Source organism: Wolbachia endosymbiont (group A) of Cydia splendana (genome assembly GCF_947179475.1).
GTDB lineage: Bacteria > Pseudomonadota > Alphaproteobacteria > Rickettsiales > Anaplasmataceae > Wolbachia > Wolbachia pipientis.
The window spans coordinates 436,717-460,597 of record NZ_CAMXBP010000001.1 but is presented as its reverse complement, the minus strand read 5'-3'; the positions used below and the strand labels follow the sequence as shown (position 1 = coordinate 460,597).

The 23,881-nt window shown below is 35.6% G+C and carries 21 protein-coding genes and 1 tRNA gene; 17 read left to right on the top strand and 5 right to left on the bottom strand.

What is annotated here, in order from left to right; genetic code table 11:
• Window positions 1-22: 22 nt before the first annotated feature.
• A complete protein-coding gene (gene map / locus OM961_RS02150) occupies window positions 23-805 on the bottom strand; it encodes a type I methionyl aminopeptidase (protein WP_155968820.1) in 783 nt (260 codons plus the stop codon).
• Window positions 806-937: 132 nt separating this feature from the next.
• Entirely contained in the window at window positions 938-2,176 is a 1,239-nt protein-coding gene (gene ftsA / locus OM961_RS02145) for a cell division protein FtsA (protein ID WP_155968818.1), read from the bottom strand.
• Window positions 2,177-2,314: 138 nt separating this feature from the next.
• On the opposite strand from ftsA, the gene def reads away from it, so the two are divergent.
• From def to uvrC, 11 genes are all read left to right on the top strand, one after another.
• A complete protein-coding gene (gene def, locus OM961_RS02140) occupies window positions 2,315-2,854 on the top strand; it encodes a peptide deformylase (RefSeq protein ID WP_264339266.1) in 540 nt (179 codons plus the stop codon).
• Window positions 2,844-3,665, top strand: a complete 822-nt coding sequence (locus OM961_RS02135; RefSeq protein WP_182309146.1) for a uracil-DNA glycosylase — start codon at window positions 2,844-2,846, stop codon at window positions 3,663-3,665. Before def ends, OM961_RS02135 begins: the two co-directional genes overlap by 11 nt.
• Window positions 3,666-4,302: 637 nt before the next feature.
• Window positions 4,303-4,509: a hypothetical protein gene (locus OM961_RS02130; protein ID WP_038250894.1), complete on the top strand. Its 207-nt coding sequence runs from the start codon at window positions 4,303-4,305 to the stop codon at window positions 4,507-4,509.
• Between the two features lie 66 nt (window positions 4,510-4,575).
• Window positions 4,576-4,788, top strand: a complete 213-nt coding sequence (locus OM961_RS02125; RefSeq protein ID WP_006279675.1) for a hypothetical protein — start codon at window positions 4,576-4,578, stop codon at window positions 4,786-4,788.
• Between the two features lie 5 nt (window positions 4,789-4,793).
• Complete coding sequence (gene nuoG / locus OM961_RS02120) at window positions 4,794-6,842, top strand: NADH-quinone oxidoreductase subunit NuoG (RefSeq protein WP_264339265.1); 2,049 nt, start codon at window positions 4,794-4,796, stop codon at window positions 6,840-6,842.
• Window positions 6,826-7,851 (top strand): NADH-quinone oxidoreductase subunit NuoH, encoded by a 1,026-nt coding sequence (gene nuoH / locus OM961_RS02115; RefSeq protein ID WP_264339264.1) that lies wholly within the window; start codon window positions 6,826-6,828, stop codon window positions 7,849-7,851. The genes nuoG and nuoH overlap by 17 nt, the downstream gene beginning before the upstream one ends.
• Window positions 7,844-8,839 carry a porphobilinogen synthase gene (gene hemB / locus OM961_RS02110; RefSeq protein ID WP_264339263.1) on the top strand — a complete coding sequence of 332 codons (996 nt, stop codon included), beginning with the start codon at window positions 7,844-7,846 and terminating at the stop codon, window positions 8,837-8,839. The genes nuoH and hemB overlap by 8 nt, the downstream gene beginning before the upstream one ends.
• A gap of 146 nt (window positions 8,840-8,985) precedes the next feature.
• Window positions 8,986-9,744 (top strand): phosphatidylglycerophosphatase, encoded by a 759-nt coding sequence (locus OM961_RS02105; protein WP_182364786.1) that lies wholly within the window; start codon window positions 8,986-8,988, stop codon window positions 9,742-9,744.
• A 44-nt stretch (window positions 9,745-9,788) separates the two neighbouring features.
• The gene (locus OM961_RS02100) at window positions 9,789-10,628 is read left to right on the top strand and encodes a glycine--tRNA ligase subunit alpha (RefSeq protein WP_264339262.1); all 840 of its coding nucleotides are present in this window, start codon (window positions 9,789-9,791) and stop codon (window positions 10,626-10,628) included.
• A gap of 3 nt (window positions 10,629-10,631) precedes the next feature.
• On the top strand, window positions 10,632-12,749 hold the full coding sequence (gene glyS, locus OM961_RS02095; protein WP_264339261.1) for a glycine--tRNA ligase subunit beta: 2,118 nt from the start codon (window positions 10,632-10,634) through the stop codon (window positions 12,747-12,749).
• Window positions 12,733-14,550: an excinuclease ABC subunit UvrC gene (gene uvrC / locus OM961_RS02090; RefSeq protein WP_264339260.1), complete on the top strand. Its 1,818-nt coding sequence runs from the start codon at window positions 12,733-12,735 to the stop codon at window positions 14,548-14,550. Before glyS ends, uvrC begins: the two co-directional genes overlap by 17 nt.
• 101 nt (window positions 14,551-14,651) lie before the next feature.
• Here uvrC and OM961_RS02085 read toward each other — a convergent pair.
• A tRNA-Arg gene (locus tag OM961_RS02085) sits at window positions 14,652-14,728 on the bottom strand.
• A 147-nt stretch (window positions 14,729-14,875) separates the two neighbouring features.
• Here OM961_RS02085 and OM961_RS02080 point away from each other — a divergent pair.
• From OM961_RS02080 to OM961_RS02055, 6 genes are all read left to right on the top strand, one after another.
• Entirely contained in the window at window positions 14,876-15,649 is a 774-nt protein-coding gene (locus OM961_RS02080; RefSeq protein WP_006280146.1) for an ABC transporter ATP-binding protein, read from the top strand.
• A 128-nt stretch (window positions 15,650-15,777) separates the two neighbouring features.
• Window positions 15,778-15,945, top strand: a complete 168-nt coding sequence (tatA, locus tag OM961_RS02075; RefSeq protein WP_006013840.1) for a twin-arginine translocase TatA — start codon at window positions 15,778-15,780, stop codon at window positions 15,943-15,945.
• 166 nt (window positions 15,946-16,111) lie between these two features.
• Entirely contained in the window at window positions 16,112-16,768 is a 657-nt protein-coding gene (locus tag OM961_RS02070; protein ID WP_264339259.1) for an exopolysaccharide biosynthesis protein, read from the top strand.
• Window positions 16,769-16,858: 90 nt separating this feature from the next.
• Entirely contained in the window at window positions 16,859-17,515 is a 657-nt protein-coding gene (locus tag OM961_RS02065) for an exopolysaccharide biosynthesis protein (RefSeq protein WP_007549323.1), read from the top strand.
• Entirely contained in the window at window positions 17,508-18,881 is a 1,374-nt protein-coding gene (gene cysS / locus OM961_RS02060; RefSeq protein ID WP_264339258.1) for a cysteine--tRNA ligase, read from the top strand. The genes OM961_RS02065 and cysS overlap by 8 nt, the downstream gene beginning before the upstream one ends.
• 6 nt (window positions 18,882-18,887) lie before the next feature.
• A complete protein-coding gene (locus OM961_RS02055; protein ID WP_155968794.1) occupies window positions 18,888-19,307 on the top strand; it encodes a YqaA family protein in 420 nt (139 codons plus the stop codon).
• 83 nt (window positions 19,308-19,390) lie between these two features.
• On the opposite strand, the gene OM961_RS02050 is transcribed toward OM961_RS02055, so the two are convergent.
• Both OM961_RS02050 and gatB read right to left on the bottom strand, forming a co-directional pair.
• Window positions 19,391-22,240, bottom strand: a complete 2,850-nt coding sequence (locus OM961_RS02050) for an ankyrin repeat domain-containing protein (RefSeq protein ID WP_264339257.1) — start codon at window positions 22,238-22,240, stop codon at window positions 19,391-19,393.
• Between the two features lie 52 nt (window positions 22,241-22,292).
• A complete protein-coding gene (gatB, locus tag OM961_RS02045; protein ID WP_264339256.1) occupies window positions 22,293-23,714 on the bottom strand; it encodes an Asp-tRNA(Asn)/Glu-tRNA(Gln) amidotransferase subunit GatB in 1,422 nt (473 codons plus the stop codon).
• Between the last annotated feature and the right edge of the window lie 167 nt (window positions 23,715-23,881).

Sequence of the window (23,881 nt, the reverse complement as noted above, 5' to 3'; positions counted from 1 at the left end):
GTATAGCAGAATTTAAAAAAATCTAATTATAAGGTGGGAAATGCCAATTCTTAGGTGATAATGTGAATATTTCAGCACCATCTTTTGTTACTCCAATCGTATGCTCAAATTGAGCAGAAAGTGAAAGATCGCGTGTTGTTACTGTCCAGTCATCGAGTTTACTGAGCAGAGTCTCATGTTTTCCAGCATTAATCATTGGCTCTATTGTAAAAAACATACCTTCCTTCAAGACGAGATTTTCATCTTGATCATAGAAATGCACTACATTTGGTGGAGCATGAAAGACTTTTCCTATACCATGTCCGCAGTAGCTGCGTACGATAGAATATCCAAAATCTCTAATATATTTCTCTATAGCAAGCCCTATTTCATTTAACTTATTGCCGGGCTTAACTTGTTTGATTGCTTCCATCAATGCATGATAAGTAGCGTCACACAAGCGTTTTGCTTTTATTGATGGCTTGCCAACCCAAAACATGCGACTTGTATCACCATGCCAGCCATTTAAAATCACCGTGACATCAATATTTAAAATATCTCCATCTTTAAGTGGTTTATTATCGGGAACACCATGGCACACAACTGCATTTTTTGAAGTGCAAATCGATTTTGGATACCCCCTATAGTTTAGTGGTGCTGGAATTGCACCTGCATTAATTATAAAATCATGACATAGATCATTTAACTCATTAGTTGTCACCCCTACCTTTACGTACGGTGCAATGAAATCAAGAGTTTCAGCAGCAAGCCTGCCAGCCTTGCGCATAAATTCAAAATCTTCTTGTGAGTGTATAGTTATGTTCATATTTTCCATGTCTTATTGTAATTGGTACGCTTACTCGCAAGTACATAAACATAATAATTTTACATATTATAAAAATAAGTCCTATGGATCCTAGTGTCAAGTCATTTGTATGAAAGGTGGTAAAACAGAAATCTAGACTGTAACTTTTGATTTAACCCAATTATACAATTTACTCATTTTACCATCCTGACCTAAAATACCAGAATTATTTTTATAAAAAGTGTCAACTATTAGCTTTATAGAGCCTATAGCAGCAGAAAATACAGGATTTTTATCATATTCGCCATCAAGACCGCTACAAGACTCAGGGCACCCAATTCGAACTTGCTTATTGAATATATAGCCTGCAATTTCCTTCATGCTTGTGAGTTGACTAGTTCCGCCTGTAATCACTACTTTATTAATTGGATCTTTCTGCTCTTGAAATTGCTCTCTTACCATTTCAAGTATTTCTTCAACTCTTGGTCTTATGATGTTAATAAGCTCAGATTTGAATACTTGAGTAGGTTCATCATTTTCGTTGTTTTGCATTGTAATGTACTCATTCTCATCTATTGAAGTTACGATAGTGCTACCATACAGTATTTTTATATACTCTGCACGTTCTATGCTTGTGCATAGCCCGTAAGCAATATCTCGAGTGATATGAACGCCACCAATTGGAACGCTGCTTGCATACACAAGTTTCCCTCTTTTGAAAATTCCAATTGCAGTGCACCCACCGCCTATATCAACAATAGCAGTCCCGAGCTCTTTTTCATCTTCACTGAGACACGCAAGACCTGCAGAATATGCAGAAGCAATACAACCTGCCATATTTAATCCACCATTATTGGTAATACAGTTTTCAATATTGGTAAGCGCTGGACGCGAAGCAGTGACAACATTAACATCAGCAGATAGTCTTTTTCCGTACAATCCACCAACTTCTTTTATGTCAGTCATGTCATCTAAGTGATATTTCAGTGGTATATTGTGAATGATAACATTTTCTTCAATATATTTCTCAAACGTCTGAAAAACTACACGTTTTATATCCCGGTCAGAAATTTCATGATTAGCTGCAATAATTTCATTATGTACATTGAAAGATGAGATGCCACATCCAGCAATGCTCACATATATCTGGTCTATAGTTTCCTCTGACACTTGCTCAGCTAAACCTATAGTTGATGAGATGGAGTAATTTGCGTGTTTTACATTAGTTATCGACCCACCGTTTACACCTTCTGCAATCTTATAGCCCGTTCCTGTTACTTTATAGCTGAAGTTGCCATTTATTTTAACGATTAGACAAATAATCTTTGTTGTACCTATGTCTAAAACAGCAAAAACATTTCTCTTTGGTTTTGCTATTACTGCAGAGTACATTAGTTAACCTTATTACGCAATTTCATTTAAATTGTAGCTTTCTTTAATAATTTATATTTCTATTATAGATATAGCAACATTTTAATATACACTAAATTCTGGACAAAAGGAAAAGCAAAACATAGAATTATAATTTTTATGTCCATATTACCAATTGTAATTGCCCCTGATGAAAGACTAATCACACGTGCCAGTGAAGTAACAGATATAAACGATAAAATTAAAGAATTAGTAAACGACATGTTCGAAACTATGTATGATGCAGAAGGTCTGGGCCTTGCTGCAGTGCAAGTTGGAGTGTTAAAGAGAATTTTTGTTATGGATATTCAGCTAGAAACGATTGAAAATGAGCCAGCAGGATATGGCTCAACTGGCAAATTTTACATGATTAATCCTGAGATTACAGAATTATCCGATGAACAAGTGACTCTCAAGGAAGGGTGCCTTTCAATTCCAGAGCAAAGCTATGAAATTAAGCGTCCAAAGTATTTAACTGTGAAATACAGAGACTTAAATAACGAAGAACAGAGGCTAAAAGCTAGTGGTTGGCTTGCAAGGTGTATTCAGCATGAATTAGATCACTTAAACGGCATATTATATATTAGACATTTATCTAAATTAAAGTATGATATGGCCATGAAAAAAGCACAAAAGGTTAAAAAGCATTATGAGCAATAAAGACCTAGAATTATTAAAATTTTACCATGAAGTGGGCGTTGATTGCACACTAATGGAGGGTGAAGAGGAAAAAAAATTGGAGAGCAAAGAGAGTGTACAACCCTCTGTTATCCAAACTGGGACCAAGAAGAAAGATGCAGATATGCGCTGGAATGACACTAAAGATGGAAAAGACATGTTTCCAAGTGATTGGATAATTGAAGCAAGGAAACTTGCAGGTAAATGTGGTAGTGTGGATGAATTAAGAAGTGCAGTTGAATCATTTGAAGGTTGTGAGATAAAAAAAACTGCAACTAATACTGTCTTTTCCGATGGTAATCCAAATGCAAAAATTATGCTCGTTGGTGAAGCTCCAGGAGCAAATGAAGACCTTCAAGGCATACCATTTTGTGGTGCAAGTGGAATGTTGCTCGATAAAATGTTAAATGCAATCAATCTTGATCGCACTAAGGTATACATAAGCAATGCTGTATTTTGGCGTCCACCTGGCAATAGAAAGCCAACCGACCTAGAGCTTGATATGTGCAGACCATTTGTCGAAAAACACGTTGCACTAGTTTCACCACAAATTTTAATTTTGGTCGGGGGAATCGCATGTTATAGCCTTCTTGACAGCACAAAAACTATATCGAATTTGCGTGGCAGATTTCATACGTACACTAACCAATATTTGTCCAATTCAATCACCACAGCCGCTATATTTCATCCAGCTTACCTACTTCGCCAACCGGCACAAAAACGTTTAGCCTGGGAGGATTTGAAGAAGATTAGGGAGTATCTTGATAACACCAATAACTGTACGAATACTTAACACCACTGGTGTCGGAAAGTAGCCTGCAGAAACGAAAAAACTTCCTTGACAAACTCCGCCAGCCCCCTTATCATGAAACTGAAGCTATTGTATTTGCTTTCGCCAATCTGCAGATTAAAAGGTAAGGATTACTTAATGTATCGGCGTCTTATGTTCAATTTTTTGCAGTATATAGATACTGTATGTCTTTACAAAACTTCATCTACATCTAGATTTTTATCTAAATAAGCTGAACGCGCTTATAAAGCGTTACAAGACATCAAAAAATGCCAATACTCGACAGAGATAGTAAAAGACTAGCTAACTCGGGGGTTCTTTGTCTTTTTTTCTGCTTAGTAAATTTCTTAAACATTTGCAGCGTAGGTTAGTTGCAATTAAAAGCAGCTAAATTTCGCTTGTCAAGCGTTTAAAACATAAAAAACGCCAATATTTTAAAGCAGATAATAACCCCAGGGCTTCTTTTGCCTTTTTTTTATTTGGTAAATTTCTTAATGTTTATAGCTAAACGACAATCGTCATCCCGCAGCGGGATCTATGCTTTGAGATACCGCGAATAAATCGCGGTATGACGTAGAGCTCGCGTTAGCTATACTTTTATGCTTACCAACTCAGTATCCAATCAAAATCCTGGATTTCAGTGTCAAGCACTGAAATGACACCAAAAGGGCTACTGCTGTTTTGGATGGAAACCAGTGTCAGCTACTTGAATCTGCCACGCAAATTGCCTGCAAATTGCAATGTTCGTACAGCTGTGCGTCATGCGCTGGAATGGCATCAAGGGGTAACTTTTTATTTAAACAATGATTGTAAAATGATTATAATAAGAGATCTATTGAAATTTTAAAGTTATTAAATATTGACGCTGTATACTTAAGTGTTAAAATAGAATGAAAAGTTTTTAGGAGTTTATATGGCAGCAGGTGGGAAAGCAAAGACAGCTAGTAAAAATAACCCTACTCAGCGTAAGAAGGCCGAGCAAAAAATGTATAAAGATAAACCAGTAAAACCTGTTAGATATATAGATCGTGACTCGCGCATGAATTATATGTCTGCTCAATATGACAACGGCAATCTGGTTGAAGATGAGGTAAGCGGCAATCCTATAAAGTGGGAAGCTGTATAATAGTTGTGGTTAAAGTTACTATTAATTCTAAGGAATGTGAAGTAGAGCATGGGCTCACTATAATTCAAGCTTGTGAAGTCGTGGGCGTTGAAATTCCACGTTTTTGTTATCATGAGCGTTTAGCAATTGCTGGTAATTGCAGAATGTGTTTGGTTGAAGTGGAGGGTGGACCTCCAAAACCAGTAGCCTCTTGTGCAATGCCAGTTGCAGAAGGGATGGTTATTCACACTGATACCCCTAAGGTTAAAAAAGCACGTGAAGGTGTGCTTGAGTTTTTGCTAATTAACCACCCGCTTGATTGCCCAATTTGCGATCAGGGTGGTGAATGCGATTTGCAAGATATCACGATGGCTTATGGGAAAGGAACCAGCAGACTTGATGAGCATAAGAGGGCTGTGCCAAAAAAACACTTTGGACCATTGATTGAGACTGCGATGAATCGATGCATTCATTGCACTCGGTGTGTTAGATTTTTGTCTGATGTTGCAGGTACAAATGAACTTGGAGGAATCGGAAGGGGAGAAAATGTAGAGATTAGCACTTACATAAAAAGGCATATTAGTTCTGAATTATCCGGAAATATCATAGATCTCTGCCCGGTAGGGGCTTTAACTTCAAAGCCTTACTCCTTTACAGCGCGTCCATGGGAGCTATCACATTGCGAAACTATAGATGTACTAGATGCTGTGGGAAGTAGTATTAGAGTTGATTATCGTGGCCCGGAAGTTATGAGGATATTGCCAAGGCTGAGCGAAGAGGTAAATGAAGAATGGATATCAGATAAAACCCGCTTTGCCTATGATGGACTAAAAGTTCAGCGTCTTGATCGACCTTATGTAAAAAAAGATGGTAAATTAGCCCCAGTTGATTGGAATGAGGCATTAACTGTTGCTGCAAAGAAATTAAAGAATACAAAATCAAATAAAATAGCTGCAATTGCAGGTGATTTAGCAGATTGTGAGTCTATGCTTCTACTTAAAGAAATGATGCAGAAGCTCGGCTCGGGGAATATAGACTGTAGGCAAGATGGTGCAAAACTTATACCAAATAATCGTGGATCGTATGTGTTCAATACCACTATTGAAGGTATAGAGAATGCGGATTTGTGTCTGCTTATAAATACAAACCCAAGGATAGAAGCACCGATCATTAACGTAAGATTGAGAAAGAGATATTTACAGGGCAACTTTCCTGTTGCAAGTGTTGGTCCTAACATTGAATATTTGTATCATGTTGAGAAATTGGGCGATAATCCTGATATTTTGAGTGAAATAGCAAATGGAAGTCATAAATTCTGTGAGCTGCTGGTAGCTGCTCAAAACCCTATGCTGATTATCGGTCAAGATGCATTAGTAAGAGATGATTATGAATTAGTTCTAGTTCTGGCTGGCAAAATTGCAGAAAAATTTAACATGATCAGAGATGACTGGAATGGCTTTAATGTGCTGCATAAAGCTGCAGCAAGAGTTGGTGGGCTAGATATTGGGTTTGTTCCTAAAAAAGGCGAAAGGGATATTAATCAAATATTGGAACATGCAGAAAGTGGTGAAATAGAAGTTGTTTATCTTCTTGGTGCAGATGAATTTGACACATCAAAGTTAGAAAACACATTTGTAATTTATCAAGGTCATCACGGTGATAAGGGTGCACATGTGGCAGATGTTATCTTGCCTGGTGCTGCATATACAGAAAAATATGCAACTTATGTAAACACTGAAGGTCGAGTGCAAAGAACAAATTTAGCTGTATTTCCTCCAGGTGAAGCAAAGGAGGACTGGTTAATTATTAAAAATCTCTCGCAATATTTGGATCTCTCCTTACCATATGATAGTTTATTTGACGTGAGAAAAAAATTAGATACTATCGGTCCACAGTTTAGAAATGCTGATCAAGTGATAAAAAACACATGGGTGCCAATTAGCAATGGTAAAATAAATTTAAGTAATACACCTTTTACTTTAAAGGAGTGTAATTTTTATATGACGGATTCAATAAGTCGCGCTTCAAAAATAATGGCAGATTGTACTAAAGCTTTTTATGAACACGCTAGTTAATATTTTATTTATTTTAGTACCGCTACTACTTTCAGTTGCATATTTGACATACTTTGAGCGTAAGGTCCTTGCTGCAATTCAACTGAGGCACGGCCCAAGTGTAGTTGGACCTTTTGGGCTATTGCAGCCATTTGCAGATGCTATTAAACTACTGATTAAAGAGCCGATAATACCATTTAGAGCGAGCACCATACTGTTCATTATGGCTCCAATGCTTACCTTTATCTTGGCATTAATTGCCTGGGCAGTTATACCGTTTGGTGCTGAAGTAATTGTAGAAAATGGCCAGCAAGTAGTTATTCCTAAGGTTATAGCAAATATTAATGTTGGAGTGCTTTACGTGCTAGCTATATCGTCGCTGGGAGTATACGGCGTGATTATTGCAGGCTGGTCAAGCAACTCCAATTATGCATTCCTTGGCGCTATACGGTCGGCTGCTCAGATGATTTCATATGAAGTTTCAATAGGCTTAATAGTTGCTGCAGTCGTTATTACCACTGGAACATTAAATCTTGGAGAGATGGTGGTAGCGAAACACAATATGCCATTTTGGGTTGATTTGCTACTAATGCCTATAGGAATAATATTTTTTATTTCTTTGCTTGCAGAAACTAATCGTCACCCATTTGATTTACCAGAAGCTGAAGCAGAGCTTGTCTCTGGATATAACGTTGAATATTCATCCATGCCTTTTGCCCTCTTTTTTCTTGGAGAATATGCAAATATGATTTTAGCAAGTGCTATGATGACGATATTCTTTCTAGGAGGGTGGTATCCTCCGTTAGAACTTGGTTTGCTTTATAAAATTCCAGGTTTAATTTGGTTCGTTTTGAAGATAATTATACTTTTATTCGTATTTATTTGGATTAGAGCAACAATACCTCGTTATCGATATGATCAGCTAATGCGCCTTGGTTGGAAAGTATTTTTGCCAATATCAGTGTTTTGGGTGATACTCATTTCAGGGGTGTTGCTCTTTACTGGGAATTTGCCTGGATCCAATGTTTAATTTCCCAAATACAAGATTAAGACGCAGGCGCTCGAGCAAATGGGTTCGCAATTTAACAAGTGAAAATAGTTTATCAGTAAATGATCTGGTTCTTCCTCTGTTTGTTCATGACAGAGAAGAAACAACTGAACCAATTTCTGGCTTACCAGGCGTAAAGTGTTATTCAATAGATGGATTAGTGTCTATAGTTAAGGAAGCTAAAGATTTAGGAATTAATGCTGTTGCAATTTTTCCTGTAGTTGATAGTAAACTAAAATCTGAAAACGCTGAGGGAGCATATAATTCTGACAACTTAATCTGCAAAGCAATCCGTGCTGTAAAATTAAAGGTACCTGAAATTGGTATTATTGCAGACGTTGCACTGGATCCATACACTATTCATGGCCATGACGGCATTTTAAAAGATAATCAGATGGATGTAGAAAACGATGAAACTATATCAGTGCTGTGTAAGCAAGCGTTTGCTTTAGCGAAAGCAGGATGTGATATAGTTGCTCCTTCTGATATGATGGATGGTAGAATAGGAAGAATCAGAAAATCATTAGATGATAACAACTTTCAAGACGTATTAATATTATCTTATGCAGTGAAATACTGCTCTAGCTTCTATGCTCCATTCAGGCAAGTCGTTGGTTCATGTGGGCTATCACATTCTATAGACAAAAGTGGTTATCAAATGGATTATAAAAATGCGCGCGAAGCAATGTGCGAAATTGAAATGGATATAAATGAAGGTGCAGACTTTATTATGATTAAACCAGGTATGCCATATTTAGATATTATCAAAACAGCAAGTGATAAGTTTAATTTTCCGATTTTTGCTTACCAAGTAAGCGGTGAGTACGCAATGATAAAAGCTGCTGCAAATAATGGCTGGCTAGATTATGACAAGGTGATTTATGAGTCTTTGATTGGTTTCAAACGTGCGGGTGCAAGTGCAATATTCACTTACGCTGCACTTGATATTGCAAAAAATTTAAGTGCATAAGCCCTATAAAATTATTAAATTTTTGGCGCACGTTCTTCTACTGTTGCTGCATATTACCTAAAATCTTCCAATACATGTTTTAAGTTATTGATAAGTCCGTTACAATACAGTATTATAAATAATATAAACCAAGTGTTACTTAGAACATGGGGATTTTTTTTAAATTTTTGGGGAAGATGCTAGGCAAGGTTTTTCCTGCTAAAACAGTAAGCTCTCTTTTAGGAATAGGATATTTACCAAGTTGGCAGAACTATTGGTCTTCTTTTTTAATATTATTTATTGTCGATGTTATATTAATTCTTACATATGGAGGCGAATACTTACTATATAAAATGCCAGACTCAGGAATAGTCGTAGCTGCTGTTTTTACAAAATTGGCAATAGTTATGTTAGTAATGCAATTAATTGGAATATTTATTTTTCATGCTCAAGACCCTTCAGCAAACAGTGGTGAAGAAATAGTAATACAAATAGCGTCAGGGCAAGTACTGACTGTAGCACTTTCAATGCCAGCAATAATGTCAATTTATTATGCTGTAAGTAAACTCTATGGGAATATATGTAAGCAGATGTTTCAATGCCCATTTTGGTTTAATGATTTTATGCACTTTTTCTTTTTTCTTATGATACCTTACGTATTTTTTAATGTCGTAGAAGTGATAAAACCATGGCCAATAAGTTCAATACAGCTCAGCTATAATAATGCAATGTCAATTACATTTGAGGGGATTTTTCACACATTTTATGCGGTGATTTTACTGTATTTAACAGCATTTATATTCTGCGATTTAACTATGCATGATGCAATTGTCCTAAATAAAAGCATAATTCAGTATGTGAGAGAAAGTTCAGCAGTCTTAGGTGATTATTTACATGATACTGTTAAAAAAATAGGTATTGAATAGTACTTATTTATTTATATATTTAGTATAAAAAGTGTGCAATTTGTGTGAACTTACAAAGTATAATAAAAGAGTTACAAGATTTTTGGGCTAGTGAAGGATGTGTTATACTTCACCCATACACATCTGAAGTTGGTGCTGGCACATTACATCCTGCAACAATTATGTCTGCAATTGATACAAAACCGACAAAAATTGCATATCTACAACCAGTAATTAGGCCAGCAGATGGACGCTATAGTGATAATCCTAATCGCTTGTATCAACATCACCAATATCAAGTTATAATAAAGCCATCTGGTAATAATTTACAAGACGTCTATTTAGATAGCTTAAAAGTTCTTGGCATATCTACAGAAAAATATGATATTAAGTTTGTTGAAGATGATTGGGAAAATCCAAGTGTTGGTGCATCAGGACTTGGATGGGAAGTTACATGCAATGGAATGGAAGTAACACAGCTTACTTATATACAGCAAGTTGGAGGGATTGACTGCAAGATGATTCCTGGTGAGGTGGCATATGGGTTGGAACGTTTAGCAATGTGCATACAAGGTGTAGATAATGTTTACGATATAATTTGGAACGATAACGGTGTAACTTACGGAGATATTTTTAAACAAAGAGAATATGAATTTTCTTATCTAGCGTTAGATTATTATGATACTAAAGTGGTACAGCAGCAATTCGAAGATACGGAAAAATTGTGTAAGTTCCTTATTGAAAAGGAGCTACCAATGGCAGCCTATGACCAATGTATTAAAACTAGTCACCTACTTAATCTGCTTGATGCAAGAGGTGTGCTTGGTGTGAATGAACGTACAGCTTATATTGGTAAAGTTAGAGAGCTAACAAAAAAATGTTGTGAATTGTACATGAGTAAATAGCGTATGTCGTTGCAGTTATTATTTGAGTGCCTTTCAGAAGAAATACCACCGAGAATGCAGAATGTAGTTGCAACTCAAGTTAAAAGCTGTATTGCCAATGTTTTTAACAAAAATAATGTAAAATTTACATCAATGGAGGTTTTTATAACGGCACGTCGCATTACTCTATTTGTTGACAACATAAATGCTTTGGAGCTAAAGGATTCCAATAACGAAGTTAAGGGACCAAACATTAACGCACCAAAAAGTGCTATCGAAGGTTTTTTAAGAAAATATCAGAAAAATGAAGAAGATTTGCTCGTTCGAAAAGTAAATAATGAGGATTTTTACTTCATTAAAAGAGAAAGCTGCTCATTTAACATCAGAGAATTCCTCAAAAATCAACTGGAGGAAATGCTCAAAAACTTTTCTTGGTTGAAGAGCATGAGATGGGGCAAAGGAAAAGAAAGGTGGGTTAGGCCAATCAAAAACATTTTATGCATTTTAAATGACGAAATAATACCTGTGTCTTTTGCAGGGATCACAGCATCTAACACAACATATGGCCATCGATTTCTCTCAAGTGGTACAGCGTTAACTGTTAAAGCACCTAAAGACTATTTTGAATTGCTAGAAAAAAACAGTGTAATTCTCCAAATGGACAAAAGAAAGCAATTTATACTAGATCAGATTAATAAATTCACAAAAGAGCAGAATTTACAACTTGAGAAAAATGATTATTTACTAAATGAATTGACAGGGCTTATAGAGTGGCCAATCGTACTGTTTGGTGAAGTGAATCAAGAAAAGTCATTTGGATTACCGAAGGAAGTAATACTTAGTATAGTTAATACACAACAAAAATACCTTGCTTTAAGTAATGGAAAGAGAATTTCACACTTTGTCACTGTTGTCAACGTCAACAATGGTGAAGTTGTTAAAGGGCACGAAAGAATATTAGAAGCACGTCTTGCTGATGCACAATTTTTGATATCTCAGGACAAAAAGGAAGATCTGGATCATTATGTCAAAAAATTAGGTTCGATATTATTTCATGCTTCACTTGGCAGCGTGGGGGAAAAGGTGAAGCGTATTACGGCTCTGTCAAAGTATATAGCTATATTTATTCCACATGCTTCGCTGATAAAAGTTGAACGTGCTGCATATTTGGCAAAAACTGATTTGGCAACATCGATAGTAAGAGAGTTTCCAGAATTACAAGGAGTAATGGGTGGATATTATGCTTCTTATTTTCAAGAAGATAGAGAAATAGTGGAAGCTATAACTGAGCATTATAAGCCAATCGGGCCAGAGCAGGAGTGTCCTAAATCTCCTTCTGCAATTGCTGTGTCAATTGCAGACAAAGTGGATAGCTTAGTTGGTTTAATTGCAGCAGGTGAGAAAATCTCTGGTTCGTATGATCAATTTGGTTTGCGGAGAATGACAATTGGTATAATTAGGACAATACTTGAAAATAATTTGCATGTTCCAATTAGGCTAATGATAGACAAGTCAGCATCTTTATATTCAAGGCTTCTATTTAATAAAAATACAGCGTCAGTTGATAAGCCGAATAGAAAACAAATTTCAGAACTAGTATTTAGATTTTGCTTAGAAAGATTCAAGGTTATTTTAAAAAATAGAGATATAAGGCAAGATGTTGTAGATTCAATACTATATAAAATCGATATTAATGATCTGCTGACAGCAGAAAAGCAAACTGTTATATTGGATCGTTATCTTAGTACTCCAGAAGGTGAACAAATTCTAAGCACTTACAAAAGAGTCAGTAACATGATGAGCAAAGCAAGGAAAAGTGATGGCACTACTTATAGTGCATCTTACGGTAAGAGGTTTTTGATTGAAAGTGAAGAAATTGCGCTATCAAATTGTGCTATAACTGCTTGTAAAAACATAAAACAAGCGATAAAAAATAACCACTTTAATGTAGCACTTGATGAACTTGCTGGTTTTGCTCCGTTTATCAATCAGTTTATGGACAGTATAAAGATTAACTGTGATTCTGATAAGCTGAGAAGAAACAGATTATCTTTGCTTGAAAATGTAGTTTCCATCTTTCATTTAGTAGCAGATTTTAACCTCATACAGGTTAAGCAATGGATAAATGCTCAGGCAATATAAAGAACAAATCAAATCATCTCCACAGTCCTGTGGCGTGTATAAGATGGTCGGAGATAAGAATAAAGTTTTATATGTTGGAAAAGCAAAAAACTTAAAGTCAAGGTTATCCGACTACCTTCAATTCGAAAACCTTTCTGAACGAATTAGAGTTATGCTCTCACAGGTTATTAAGGTTGAAATATTCATCACTGAGAATGAAATCGAAGCACTGCTTCTTGAAGCACAGCTAATAAAATCATTGAAACCACTTTATAATATTGTGCTTAAGGATGGAAAATCTTATCCTTATATAACAATTTCCAAGCACGATTATCCAAGAATAGCAAAATATAGAGGCAAATTTAAGAAGAATGAGTTTTATTATTATGGTCCCTTTACATCTGCCGCTGCTGTTAAGCAAACTATATTGTCATTGCAAAAAGCTTTTCTCCTAAGAGTATGTTCAGATCAATACTTTTCCTCAACAAAAAGACCATGTATTGAATATCAAATTAAGCGCTGCTCAGCACCATGCATAAACAAAATCACAAAAGACGACTACTGCCAATCAGTAAAACAGGCACGAAATACATTGCTTGGAAGAAATAAGGAAGTGAAAGAACAGTTACTTTTCACAATGAGAAAGTGCAGCAGTGAAGAAAACTATGAGCTTGCTGCTATATATAGAGATCGGGTAAAGTTTCTTGAGCAAATTCAAATACAGCACACGGATTTTTCTTTTGAAAAAGATGCAGATTTCTTCAGTATTGTACGTGAAGAGGATCTAGCATGTATTAGTGTGTTATCGTTTAGAAATAAAGACAACTACGGCAGCACTCCTTACTTTGCCGAGAACTGTGGTGATCACTCAAATGATGAAATTTTATCCACCTTTTTGGTCAATTTTTATAATTCAGCTAACATACCTCCAATACAAATTTACGTTCCAGATTCTATTGTGGATAAGGAAATTATAGAACAAGCACTATATAAGGTTGCTCAAAAGCCAGTAAAAGTTCTGCATGCAAAGAATAAAAAAGAGCGTGATTTATTGAAATTTGTTTATGATAACTCTCAGCATAGCTTAGAGCAGAAGCTTATCGATTATAGAAATAACCTAGAAAAGCTTGAAGAGCTTAGCAAAATCTTCTTGTTACCAAATATTCCAAAGCGTATTGAGGTTTATGACAATAGCCATATATTTGGAAACCAACAAATTGGTGTAATGGTTGTTGCAGGGCAGGAGGGTTTTTTAAAAAGTGAGTACAGAAAATTTACTATAAAGGAAAAATTTTCAGGCGATGACTATAAAATGATGAGGGAAGTGCTAACCAGACGTTTCTCCGGCAATATAAAAGGCATAATACCTGATTTTTTACTGATTGATGGTGGACCAGGACATGTTTCCATAGTACAGAATGTACTGGAAGTATTGAATATAAACGTTCCTTTTGCTTGTATGGCAAAAGGTCCTGATCGTAACGCAGGAAATGAAAGATTTTATATGCTGGGCAGGGAAGAATTCAGTCTGGCAAATGACAGCAAAGTCATGCTTTACTTACAATCGCTGCGTAATGAAGCCCACCGTTTTGCGATAACTTCACATAGAAAAAAACGCGATAAACAGTTTATAGTTTCACAATTAAGCAAAATACCCGGCATTGGCAACAAAAGAAAAAAAGCGTTGATGTCTTATTTTGGTTCAGTGAAAAATATAAGCAAAGCTTCTCTGGCTGAAATTCAAAACATACCTGGAATTAGTAAAGGTTTAGCAGAAGTTATTCTTAAACACGTAAATTATAAGAGAGGAGTACTGGAATGACACAAAACCCGTTTTATTATTAGGGAATTTATATCTTAAAACCGCAAAAAAAGGTGTGCGTATTTGTGAAAAAAAATCTCCATAAAATTTGTGAAGCAATGTGGTGGGACTAGTGCGATTCGAACGCACGACCTTCGGATTAGGAGTCCAACGCTCTATCCTGCTGAGCTATAGTCCCATGTTTCCTACCATTCATGTAAAGTTATAGCAAAAAATCCTTTCTTTTCTAGATTTCTTGCATAACCAATTTATGACGACAAAAAACATTTCTGTACTTCTTGAGTATAATGCTATTATATTTAATAACATGGTTTAAGTAAGATTAATGCTAGTTAACAATATTGGTTATTTCTATAACAATCAAAACGACTTTGCTTTAAGCAATATAAACATTAAAGTAAAGAAAGGAAATGTTGCATGTTTATTGGGGCATTCTGGCTGTGGCAAGTCAACAATTTTGAAATTAATTGCGGGGATAGAAAATCCAAAATCTGGAACTATTTTTATAAATGATAGGTTAGTTGCAAGTAATAAGGCATCAGTCGCTATAGAGCATAGAAATATCGGATTGATTTTTCAGCATTCTGCATTATTTCCTCATAAAACAGTAGTAGAAAATATAACCTTTGCTATCCGCAGCTCTTCCAAGAGAGAAAAGCACCTAATTGCATTGGAAATCTTGAAGTTACTCAATATAGAAAAATATGAAAATATGTACCCTAACGCCTTATCTGGAGGACAGCAACAATTAGTTGCAATAGCAAGAGTGATGGCACAAAACCCTGATGTTGTGTTGTTAGATGAACCATTTTCTAATTTAGATATACTGCTCAAGTGCCGAATAAGACAACATATATTGTCCCTTTTCAGAAGTAAAAATATCCCTGTGCTAATGGTAACTCATGACCCGCAAGAAGCATTGAAAGTTGCAGATTTTATCTACGTAATGAAAAATGGTAAAATTATTCAATCAGGAGTTTCTAGCGATATATACCATAAGCCTAAAGATGATACGCTAGCAAAGTTTTTTAGTGAGCTCTCTTCTACTCTACAGTTAAGCGAAAAGTTTCCACTTATTCGCTGCAAGAAAATAATCTAGTTTGGGATTGTTATAAAATAATTAAAAAACCTTGATTTATAATTAAATAAAGGTGATATAATCTATGTGTTACTTGACTTCAGTCAAGTTTTAATATTTAAAGGTCAATATTTTAAATGGAGGTGAAAATGAGTTTAGGACCATGGCAATTGTTTCTAGTCTTAATAATAATTTTAGTTCTGTTTGGTGCAGGCAGATTACCGCAAGTTATGGGTGATTTAGGAAAAGGCATCAAAAACCTTAAACAGGAGCTTAAGGACTCAGAAAAATTATCGTCTAATGAACCAGATCGTTAGCGTCCTCATACTTCGTGACATGCACCTTAGTGCATGTCATCTGTTTAAAAACTTAGTCAGGTTAAAGAATGAAAGAGATGAAGTGTTGGTATGAAATAAATAACAAATATTGAAATACAGCAACAACTATGTTAGCTTAAGAGGAATATTTTATTAAAGGATAATTGTGCAAAAAAGTGAGAAACTAACTAAAGATAAAAAACTAGCTTCTGATATTCTAAAAGAGGTTGCAGATACCAATAACAATGATAGCAATAAAGTAACTTTGTTTGACATTAAAACAGCTTTGCATGAGCGCGGTTTTGGTATTTTAATAATCATCTTCTCCTTGCCGCTATCGGTGCCTATAACGGTTCCACCTGGTTATACAACTATTCTTTCTATACCTTTAATCTTATTCTCACTGCAGCTTCTATTTGGATTTGATTCTCCTTGGATGCCCAGTTGGCTAGAAAGAAGATCTTTTCAGCGTTCAACACTAGCTCTTGTGGTAGAGAAAACTTCCCCTGTATTAGAAAAAATAGAAAAATTCATGAAGCCAAGACTGTCTTTCATTTTCTATGGGCCTGGTGAGAAGATTCTGGCTTTTATGATGTTGCTTTGTGCAATAATAATAGCTCTTCCATTACCTTTTACTCACTTCCTTCCTGCAATTGGCACAACTCTTATTTCACTTAGCATTATGAGTAAAGACGGGTTTCTATCCATATTGGGAGTTTTAGTATCATTGTGCGCGTTGTTGCTTACTCTTGTTGTAATAGTCAAAGGACCACAACTTATAACCGGAGCACTTTCTCTTCTTAAAAGCTTTACAACACTTTAACAAAAGAACGAATTACTAGCGCAAAATGAATAATGCATATTGAAATAAAACAATAATTGTGTTAAGAATTATTTTTATCAAAGGTTTTTCGTGTCAAAAAATGATAAGTTGACTAAAAGTGATAAATTAGCTTCTGATATTCTAAAAGAAGTTGCAGATACCAATAACAATGATAGCGATAAAGTAACTTTGTTTGACATTAAAACAGCTTTGCATGAGCGTGGTTTTGGTATTTTAATAATCATCTTCTCCTTGCCGCTATCGGTGCCTATACCGGTTCCACCTGGTTATACAACTATTCTTTCTATACCTTTAATCTTATTCTCACTGCAGCTTTTATTTGGATTTGATTCTCCTTGGATGCCCAGTTGGCTAGAAAGAAAATCTTTTCAGCGTTCAACACTAGCTCTTGTGGTGGAAAAAACTTCTCCAGCATTAAAAAAAATAGAAAAGTTCATGAGACCAAGAATGTCTTTTATTTTCTATGGGCCCGGTGAAAAAATTTTAGCTTTTATAATGCTGCTTTGTGCGTTATCAATAGCTCTTCCACTACCTCTTACTAACTTCATTCCTGCAATTGGTACGACTCTTATTTCGCTTGGTATCATGAGTAAAGATGGGTTTCTATCCATATTGGGAGTTCTAATATCATTGTGTGGGCTATTGCTTACTCTTGTTGTAGTAGTCAAAGGGCCACAACTTATAATTGGGGCATTTTCTTTTCTCAAAAGCTTCGTATATGGTTAGGCTTTACAACACCTTAACAAAAAAAAAGGAACTTTTTACACCAATCGATAAAGATCATGTGAAAATGTATGTTTGCGGACCAACAGTATATGACACAGCACATATAGGCAATGCACGGTCTGTTGTTGTGTATGATGTGTTATTTCAGCTACTTAAGTTTTGTTATGGCAAAGTTACCTATGTGCGTAACATAACCGACATTGATGATAAGATAATTAATGCAGCAAGTGAAAAAAATAGCAACATAGAAAGTATCAGCACATATTACACCAAGGCTTTTCATGAAGATATGAGAAGCATAAATTGTGCAGAGCCAACACACGAGCCAAAAGCAACGAAAAACGTAGATTATATTATAAAATTAATTGAACATTTGCTGCAATCAGGCCACGCTTATGAATATGACAAACATGTGTATTTTAATATAGAATCTTACCATGAATATGGTGCTTTATCAGGAAAAAAAACTGATGAATTGGTTCCAGGTAGCAGAGTTGAAGTTAATGAAAATAAAAAGCACCCGGGAGATTTTGTGCTGTGGAAGCCTGCAAATGATATTGACTACAAACTTTCAAGTTATTGGAATAGCCCATGGGGAGAGGGCAGACCTGGATGGCATATAGAATGCTCAGCAATGTCATATGCTTACCTTGGCAAAGATTTTGATATTCATGGTGGCGGCATAGATTTACAATTTCCTCACCATGAAAATGAAATTGCACAGAGTAAGTCTGCATTTGCTGGATCAATGTTTGCAAAATACTGGATACATAACGGTTTTCTTACAGTAAATGAAGAGAAAATGAGCAAGTCCTTATTTAATATAGTCAAAGTAAGGGATTTGCTAGATAGTGGAATAAAGGGTGAAGTAATACGCTATGCACTGCTCAAAACTCACTACAGAAAACCACTTGATTGGACAGAAAACGTTATTTCTGATGCACAGGAAACCTTAAATAAATTTAATCGATTATCACGTGGTTTAGATACAACAAATATTGATGAAAGTAACGCAGAGATTTCTAAAGATTTTATAGACGCTTTAAAAAACGACTTAAACATTCCTGAAGCTCTAGCTATATTACATGAAATGGCTGCAAAAATCAACAAAATGAGTAATGAAAGTGAAAAGCTTAAATTAACTGAGAGTTTTGTTAAGAGTGCCAGATTTATTGGTCTTCTTGAGTCAAGTTATGAAAAGTGGTTTGCTGTGGATGTAAATCATCAAGAAATAGAAAGGTTGATAGACTTAAGAAAAATTGCAAAAAAAAATAAAAATTACGATACTGCAGACAAAATAAGAAATCAGTTGAAACAAATGGGGATTACAATTTCTGACAATGAAGATGGTACAACAACCTGGTAAATTGATATGGAAAACTACTTCCTGTTATTCACAGATAGTCTAGTATCATCATTAGTCTTACCCATACATCAAGGTTTTGTGTTCAATACCATGCTTTATTTCAGGTCGTATCACACTCCACTACTTATGTTATTTTTTGGAGTACTAGGATCAAGCCTTGGTGGAATAGTTAACTGGTACTTAGGTAGAATAACAATCTCTATACGAAAATCATACCACAAATTAGAAAACGAATATACAACGCCAAAAGTTACAAAAAATTTGCTAATTTTTGCAACTTTATTACTTTCGTGGGTGCCAGCACTTGGAAGTGTGATTCAAATTTTATCAGGTTATTTCAAGTTAAACCTTTATATCCTTGCCCCTTTAATCATTCTATCTAATTTCTTCTATTTATTATATCTAATACTTACTTTTGGAGTATAACAGCTATAGTATTACAGCTATTAAAGCCCACTTCCGTCATTCTATGCCTTGATAGAAGCGGAGCTATAAATTAAATGCAAAATTCAGTAGTCATAGGATGCACCATGAGCTAAAAGCAATTCCACAAGCTCTTGGTGATTATTATTAGCTGCATAATACAATGCTGTTTTTCCTTCATTATTTTTAGCGTTAACATCGGCGTTGTGTTTTAGCAGTATTTTTGCCACAGCAACTTTTCCCATTACGGCAGCAAAGTGTAGTGGCGTATCGTCATCTTTGTTCTTGGTATTAACACCTTTTTCGGCAAGGTATTCTACTATTTCCAAATTTTCACGAAAAACAGCACAGTGTAATGGAGTCAAGCCATCTTTATCCATAGCATTGACATTAGCGCCTTTGTTTACAAGATGTTCTACTACATCTAAATCACTATTACTAGCAGCTAAATGCAGAGGTGTTTTATAATAAATATCCCTAGAATTAATATCAGCTCCTTTCTCTATAAACTTTTTCACTACAGCTAAGTAGCCTAGATAAGCAACCGAGTGTAGAGGAGTTGTACCGTCATTATCTTTTATGTTAATGTCTGTACCCTTTTCATCTATCAAGTATTCTACTACATTCAAGCTTCCACCCTGAGCAGCATAGTGCAACAGAGTACTGCCGTCTTTGCTCTTAGCACTAATGTCAGCACCTTTACTAACAAGGTACTTTACTACATCTAATCTTCCATTATAAACAGCAAAGTGTAATGGAGCGTGACCAGAATTATTTTCAACATTAACAGCCATTATCAATTTACCTGGGAAATGTGTTGATATATGTGTGAGTATAGCCTTAATTGCTTTAAAATCACCACTTGCAGCAAGCAAGTGCAAAGGAGTACTTTTCTTTATAAAAAATGGTTTCCTATGTATACAAGATGAGTTAAAGTAAAAATCATCAATCAACTTACCATATTTACTTGCATATTCCCAAATAGACACAATGTGACTGATTGCTATATCACCACTATTTATCAATTCCAGAGCTTTTCTAAGAACTTCTTCTTCCCGGACTGCCTTTTGTAAATTCAACTCAGTTACTTTCTGCACTAGTCTGTGAATGTTTGCCACTCCTTTTTTTAAGTCAATTATTGAATATCTATCGAGTAGCTCAACAGCCTTCCATAACTTTTCCTTATCCTCTGCTATTAACTTTGAAAAGACTTCTTCTATATGAATCTTGTCAGGAGCAAGATAAGCCATTACTTCTAGAATCTTCAATGCTTCTGGCCCACATTCTCTTTTTGCTATAGCATCAATCGTAATTTTCCAAGCTATGAATGTTGTTTTAGTATAACGGTCACTTTTATATTTAGACTCAAAGTCGAGCAGTTTCTCTGCTTCTTTTTCATACCTTTTTAGGTAGTCACTAACCCCAACTCTTTCTTCACCTCTGCGACTTAATACAATGTTGCTTTCATTTATATATGCAATTGCTTGCCCCAAAGCTAGTGGGAAATATTGTAACTCCTCTGTTAGTTTTTTTATTTCTTCATCTTGTAAATTATCTTTTATATTTAAAGCCCTCTTGACAAACCTTATAGCCTCCGTTTTTTTGAATACACCTAGCTGTATTGTTTTTATTTTTTCCTCGTCTTCTGCTATTCTCCAATCTTTATTACGAGAAGTAATTAAAATGTAAGGTTTTTTATGTCTAGGGTGTAAAGATGAAGGTAAAAACCTTTTAATGTCTTCATATCCCTCAGCATTATCAAAAATGAACAGGCTTCTCCTTCCCCTTCTTGCAAAAAAAGCATATACTTCTCTAACAATGTTTTCTATCGTCTTGTCCCTTTCGTGCCTATCTTTGGTAGGAATGCCTAATCTATTATTAGCTAAATCCAGGAAAGAATTTTTCATAGTTTCAGTGCTTTCAGCATCTATCCAGATAGCATTAACATAATAATCCTTTCCATATTTGTAAGTATATTTCCTAGCCAACTCACTTTTACCTACTCCTCCAAGACCGCTAATAGAGGCAACCTGCGATATCACCGCTTGTTTTTTTGCACTTCTTTGTAGCATATTATGCAGAGCTGTTAACACTCTGCCTCTACCAGTAAAAGATGCCACTGGCTCTATTATGCCAAACCAAACCGCCCCTAAAATTTCCTCTCTTATTTCTTCAAGAAGAGCTTTTGCTTTCTCATATGATAGAAACTCCTCTTCTTCTTTCTCCAGCAAAATCAGCACTTCTTCCTGGTAACGGCTGTAAAAGTGCTTTGCATCAGTATTGCTGAATTCCTTGCCCAATTCACTCTTAATAATTTCACTAAGTTCAGTTCCGCTTGGCAAATTGACTGCAAATACTAATTTATTTAAAAAGTCTTCTATTTCTTTATCGCTGACTTCTCTACCTACCTCACGCTTTATAAAATTCTTATTCTCCTGCAAATATGAGATAATGCTATCATCAAATTTATATCTTACACCATCACCTACATCCAGAAACTCATCTTGTGTGTCTATTCTTATGACTGAAATTTCCTTTCCTTTATTCTTCCCACTCGGCATCATTCTCAGCTTTCTTACTGGATGCGATGTCGAATCCGCGGAATCAAAATCATCATTTGTAATAATGACAAAATCCTCTATTTCACCCTCAAACTCTCCACTACTTTTGATCTTTAAATAAGCAATGAGATATTTTATTAAGCCAAACGCACCATTCTTTCCCGGTGTTAATAAGTCACCTATACTGATCTTTTTGTGCCTACCCTGCCTGTGCTTGACTTGTATGAATCTATGTACTATTTTCCCATCTTGTTCATACCGAAGAACAATATCATCAAAATCCTTAGCTGATTTTTTCTCTGTGAATAGGCGGAAAGAATACTCTCTATCTACTGCATGTTTAGGAAACAGCATTAGCCATCTCGCTTGATACATAATACCATGAAAGGTGCGCTTAACCGCCGAGCAGGATAATCTTACAGGCACCTCACTCTAATCTCTCACTCAAAATTGAATTCACCACATCAGGGCTGGCTTTTCCTTTGGTAAGTTTCATAACTTCGCCGACAAAGAATCCGTATAACTTTGTTTTACCGCTTTTGTATTCTTGAACTTTATCTTGGTTGTTATTGACGATTGTGTCGATAACTCCTGATATTTGACCTCTATCGGTTATTTGTTTTAGGTCTTGCTCTTCTATAATTAAAGATGCAGGTTTGCCAGTTTCAAACATAATATCAAAAACTTGTTTACCAAGTTTAGCAGAGATCGTTCCATCAACGATAAAATCTAAGAGCTCGGACAGGGCATTGGCTTTGATTGGAGAGCTCACAATATCAATATTTGCTTTATTTAAACGACCGAAAAGCTCTACAGTTAACCAGGTGACCGCGAGCTTTGAATCATGTTTTTTTATCAATTCCTCAAAATAATCAGCAATTGCTTTATCGGAGGTAATGACGTTTGCATCGTATTCGTTGATACCCAATTCCTCAATGTATCGCAGCTTTTTTTGATCTGGCAACTCGGGCAAAGATGATTGAATTAAATCAATTTTCTCCTGGCTTACCTCAACAGGTAATAAATCAGGCTCAGGGAAGTATCTATAGTCGCTTGCATCCTCTTTGTTTCGCATCACTTTTGTTTTTCCCGAAGCAACGTCAAACAATAAGGTATCTTGACTTATTTCTTCTCCACTTTCTAAAATTTCAATTTGTCTTTGTATTTCATAGTCTATAGCTTGCACAATATAACGTATCGAGTTCAGATTTTTTATCTCACAACGAGTGCCAAATGTGCTACTGCCTTTTAGGCGGACAGAAACATTTGCATCACAACGAAGTGATCCCTTTTCCATATCACCATCACACGAACCAATATAACGCAAAATCTGCCTCAATTTTTTCATGCATTCTGCAGCTTCCGCAGATGAACGGAGATCTGGTTCTGAAACAATTTCCATTAAAGCAACCCCTGCACGATTTAAATCCACATAAGTTTTGCTTTCCTCATGAACGCTCTTTCCTGCATCTTGCTCTAAATGAATTCTCGCGATTCTTATTTCTTTTTCATTATCGTTGATAAATATTCTACCATTTTTAACTATTGGCTCAAAAAACTGGGTTATCTGGTACCCTTGCGGTAAATCAGGATAAAAATAATTTTTCCGATCAAAGTAAGAATACTTATTAATTTCTGCAGAAAGTGCAAGACCGGTGCGTATTGCTTGCTCTATGCAGTAATAATTTAGTATTGGCAGCGTACCTGGCATTGCCGCATCAACTAGAGAAACTTGAGTGTTATGCTCAGCACCAAACTCCGTTGATGAGCTAGAAAATAGCTTCGTATTAGAAGAAACTTGAGCGTGCACCTCAAGCCCAATTACTGCTTCCCAATCCTCTTTCGTCATGTATTTTATTTAAATGATAATCTTAATATTCTGCAAAATTAGCACAAAAAGTCAAAACAAAACTCATGTTAGCTAAGTGGTATGCAGATTGTTTTACCCATAGAAACGGGTTAAATGCAAAAGATTACTTGACAAGCTTCGCCAGCCCTCTTATCATAAAATTGAAG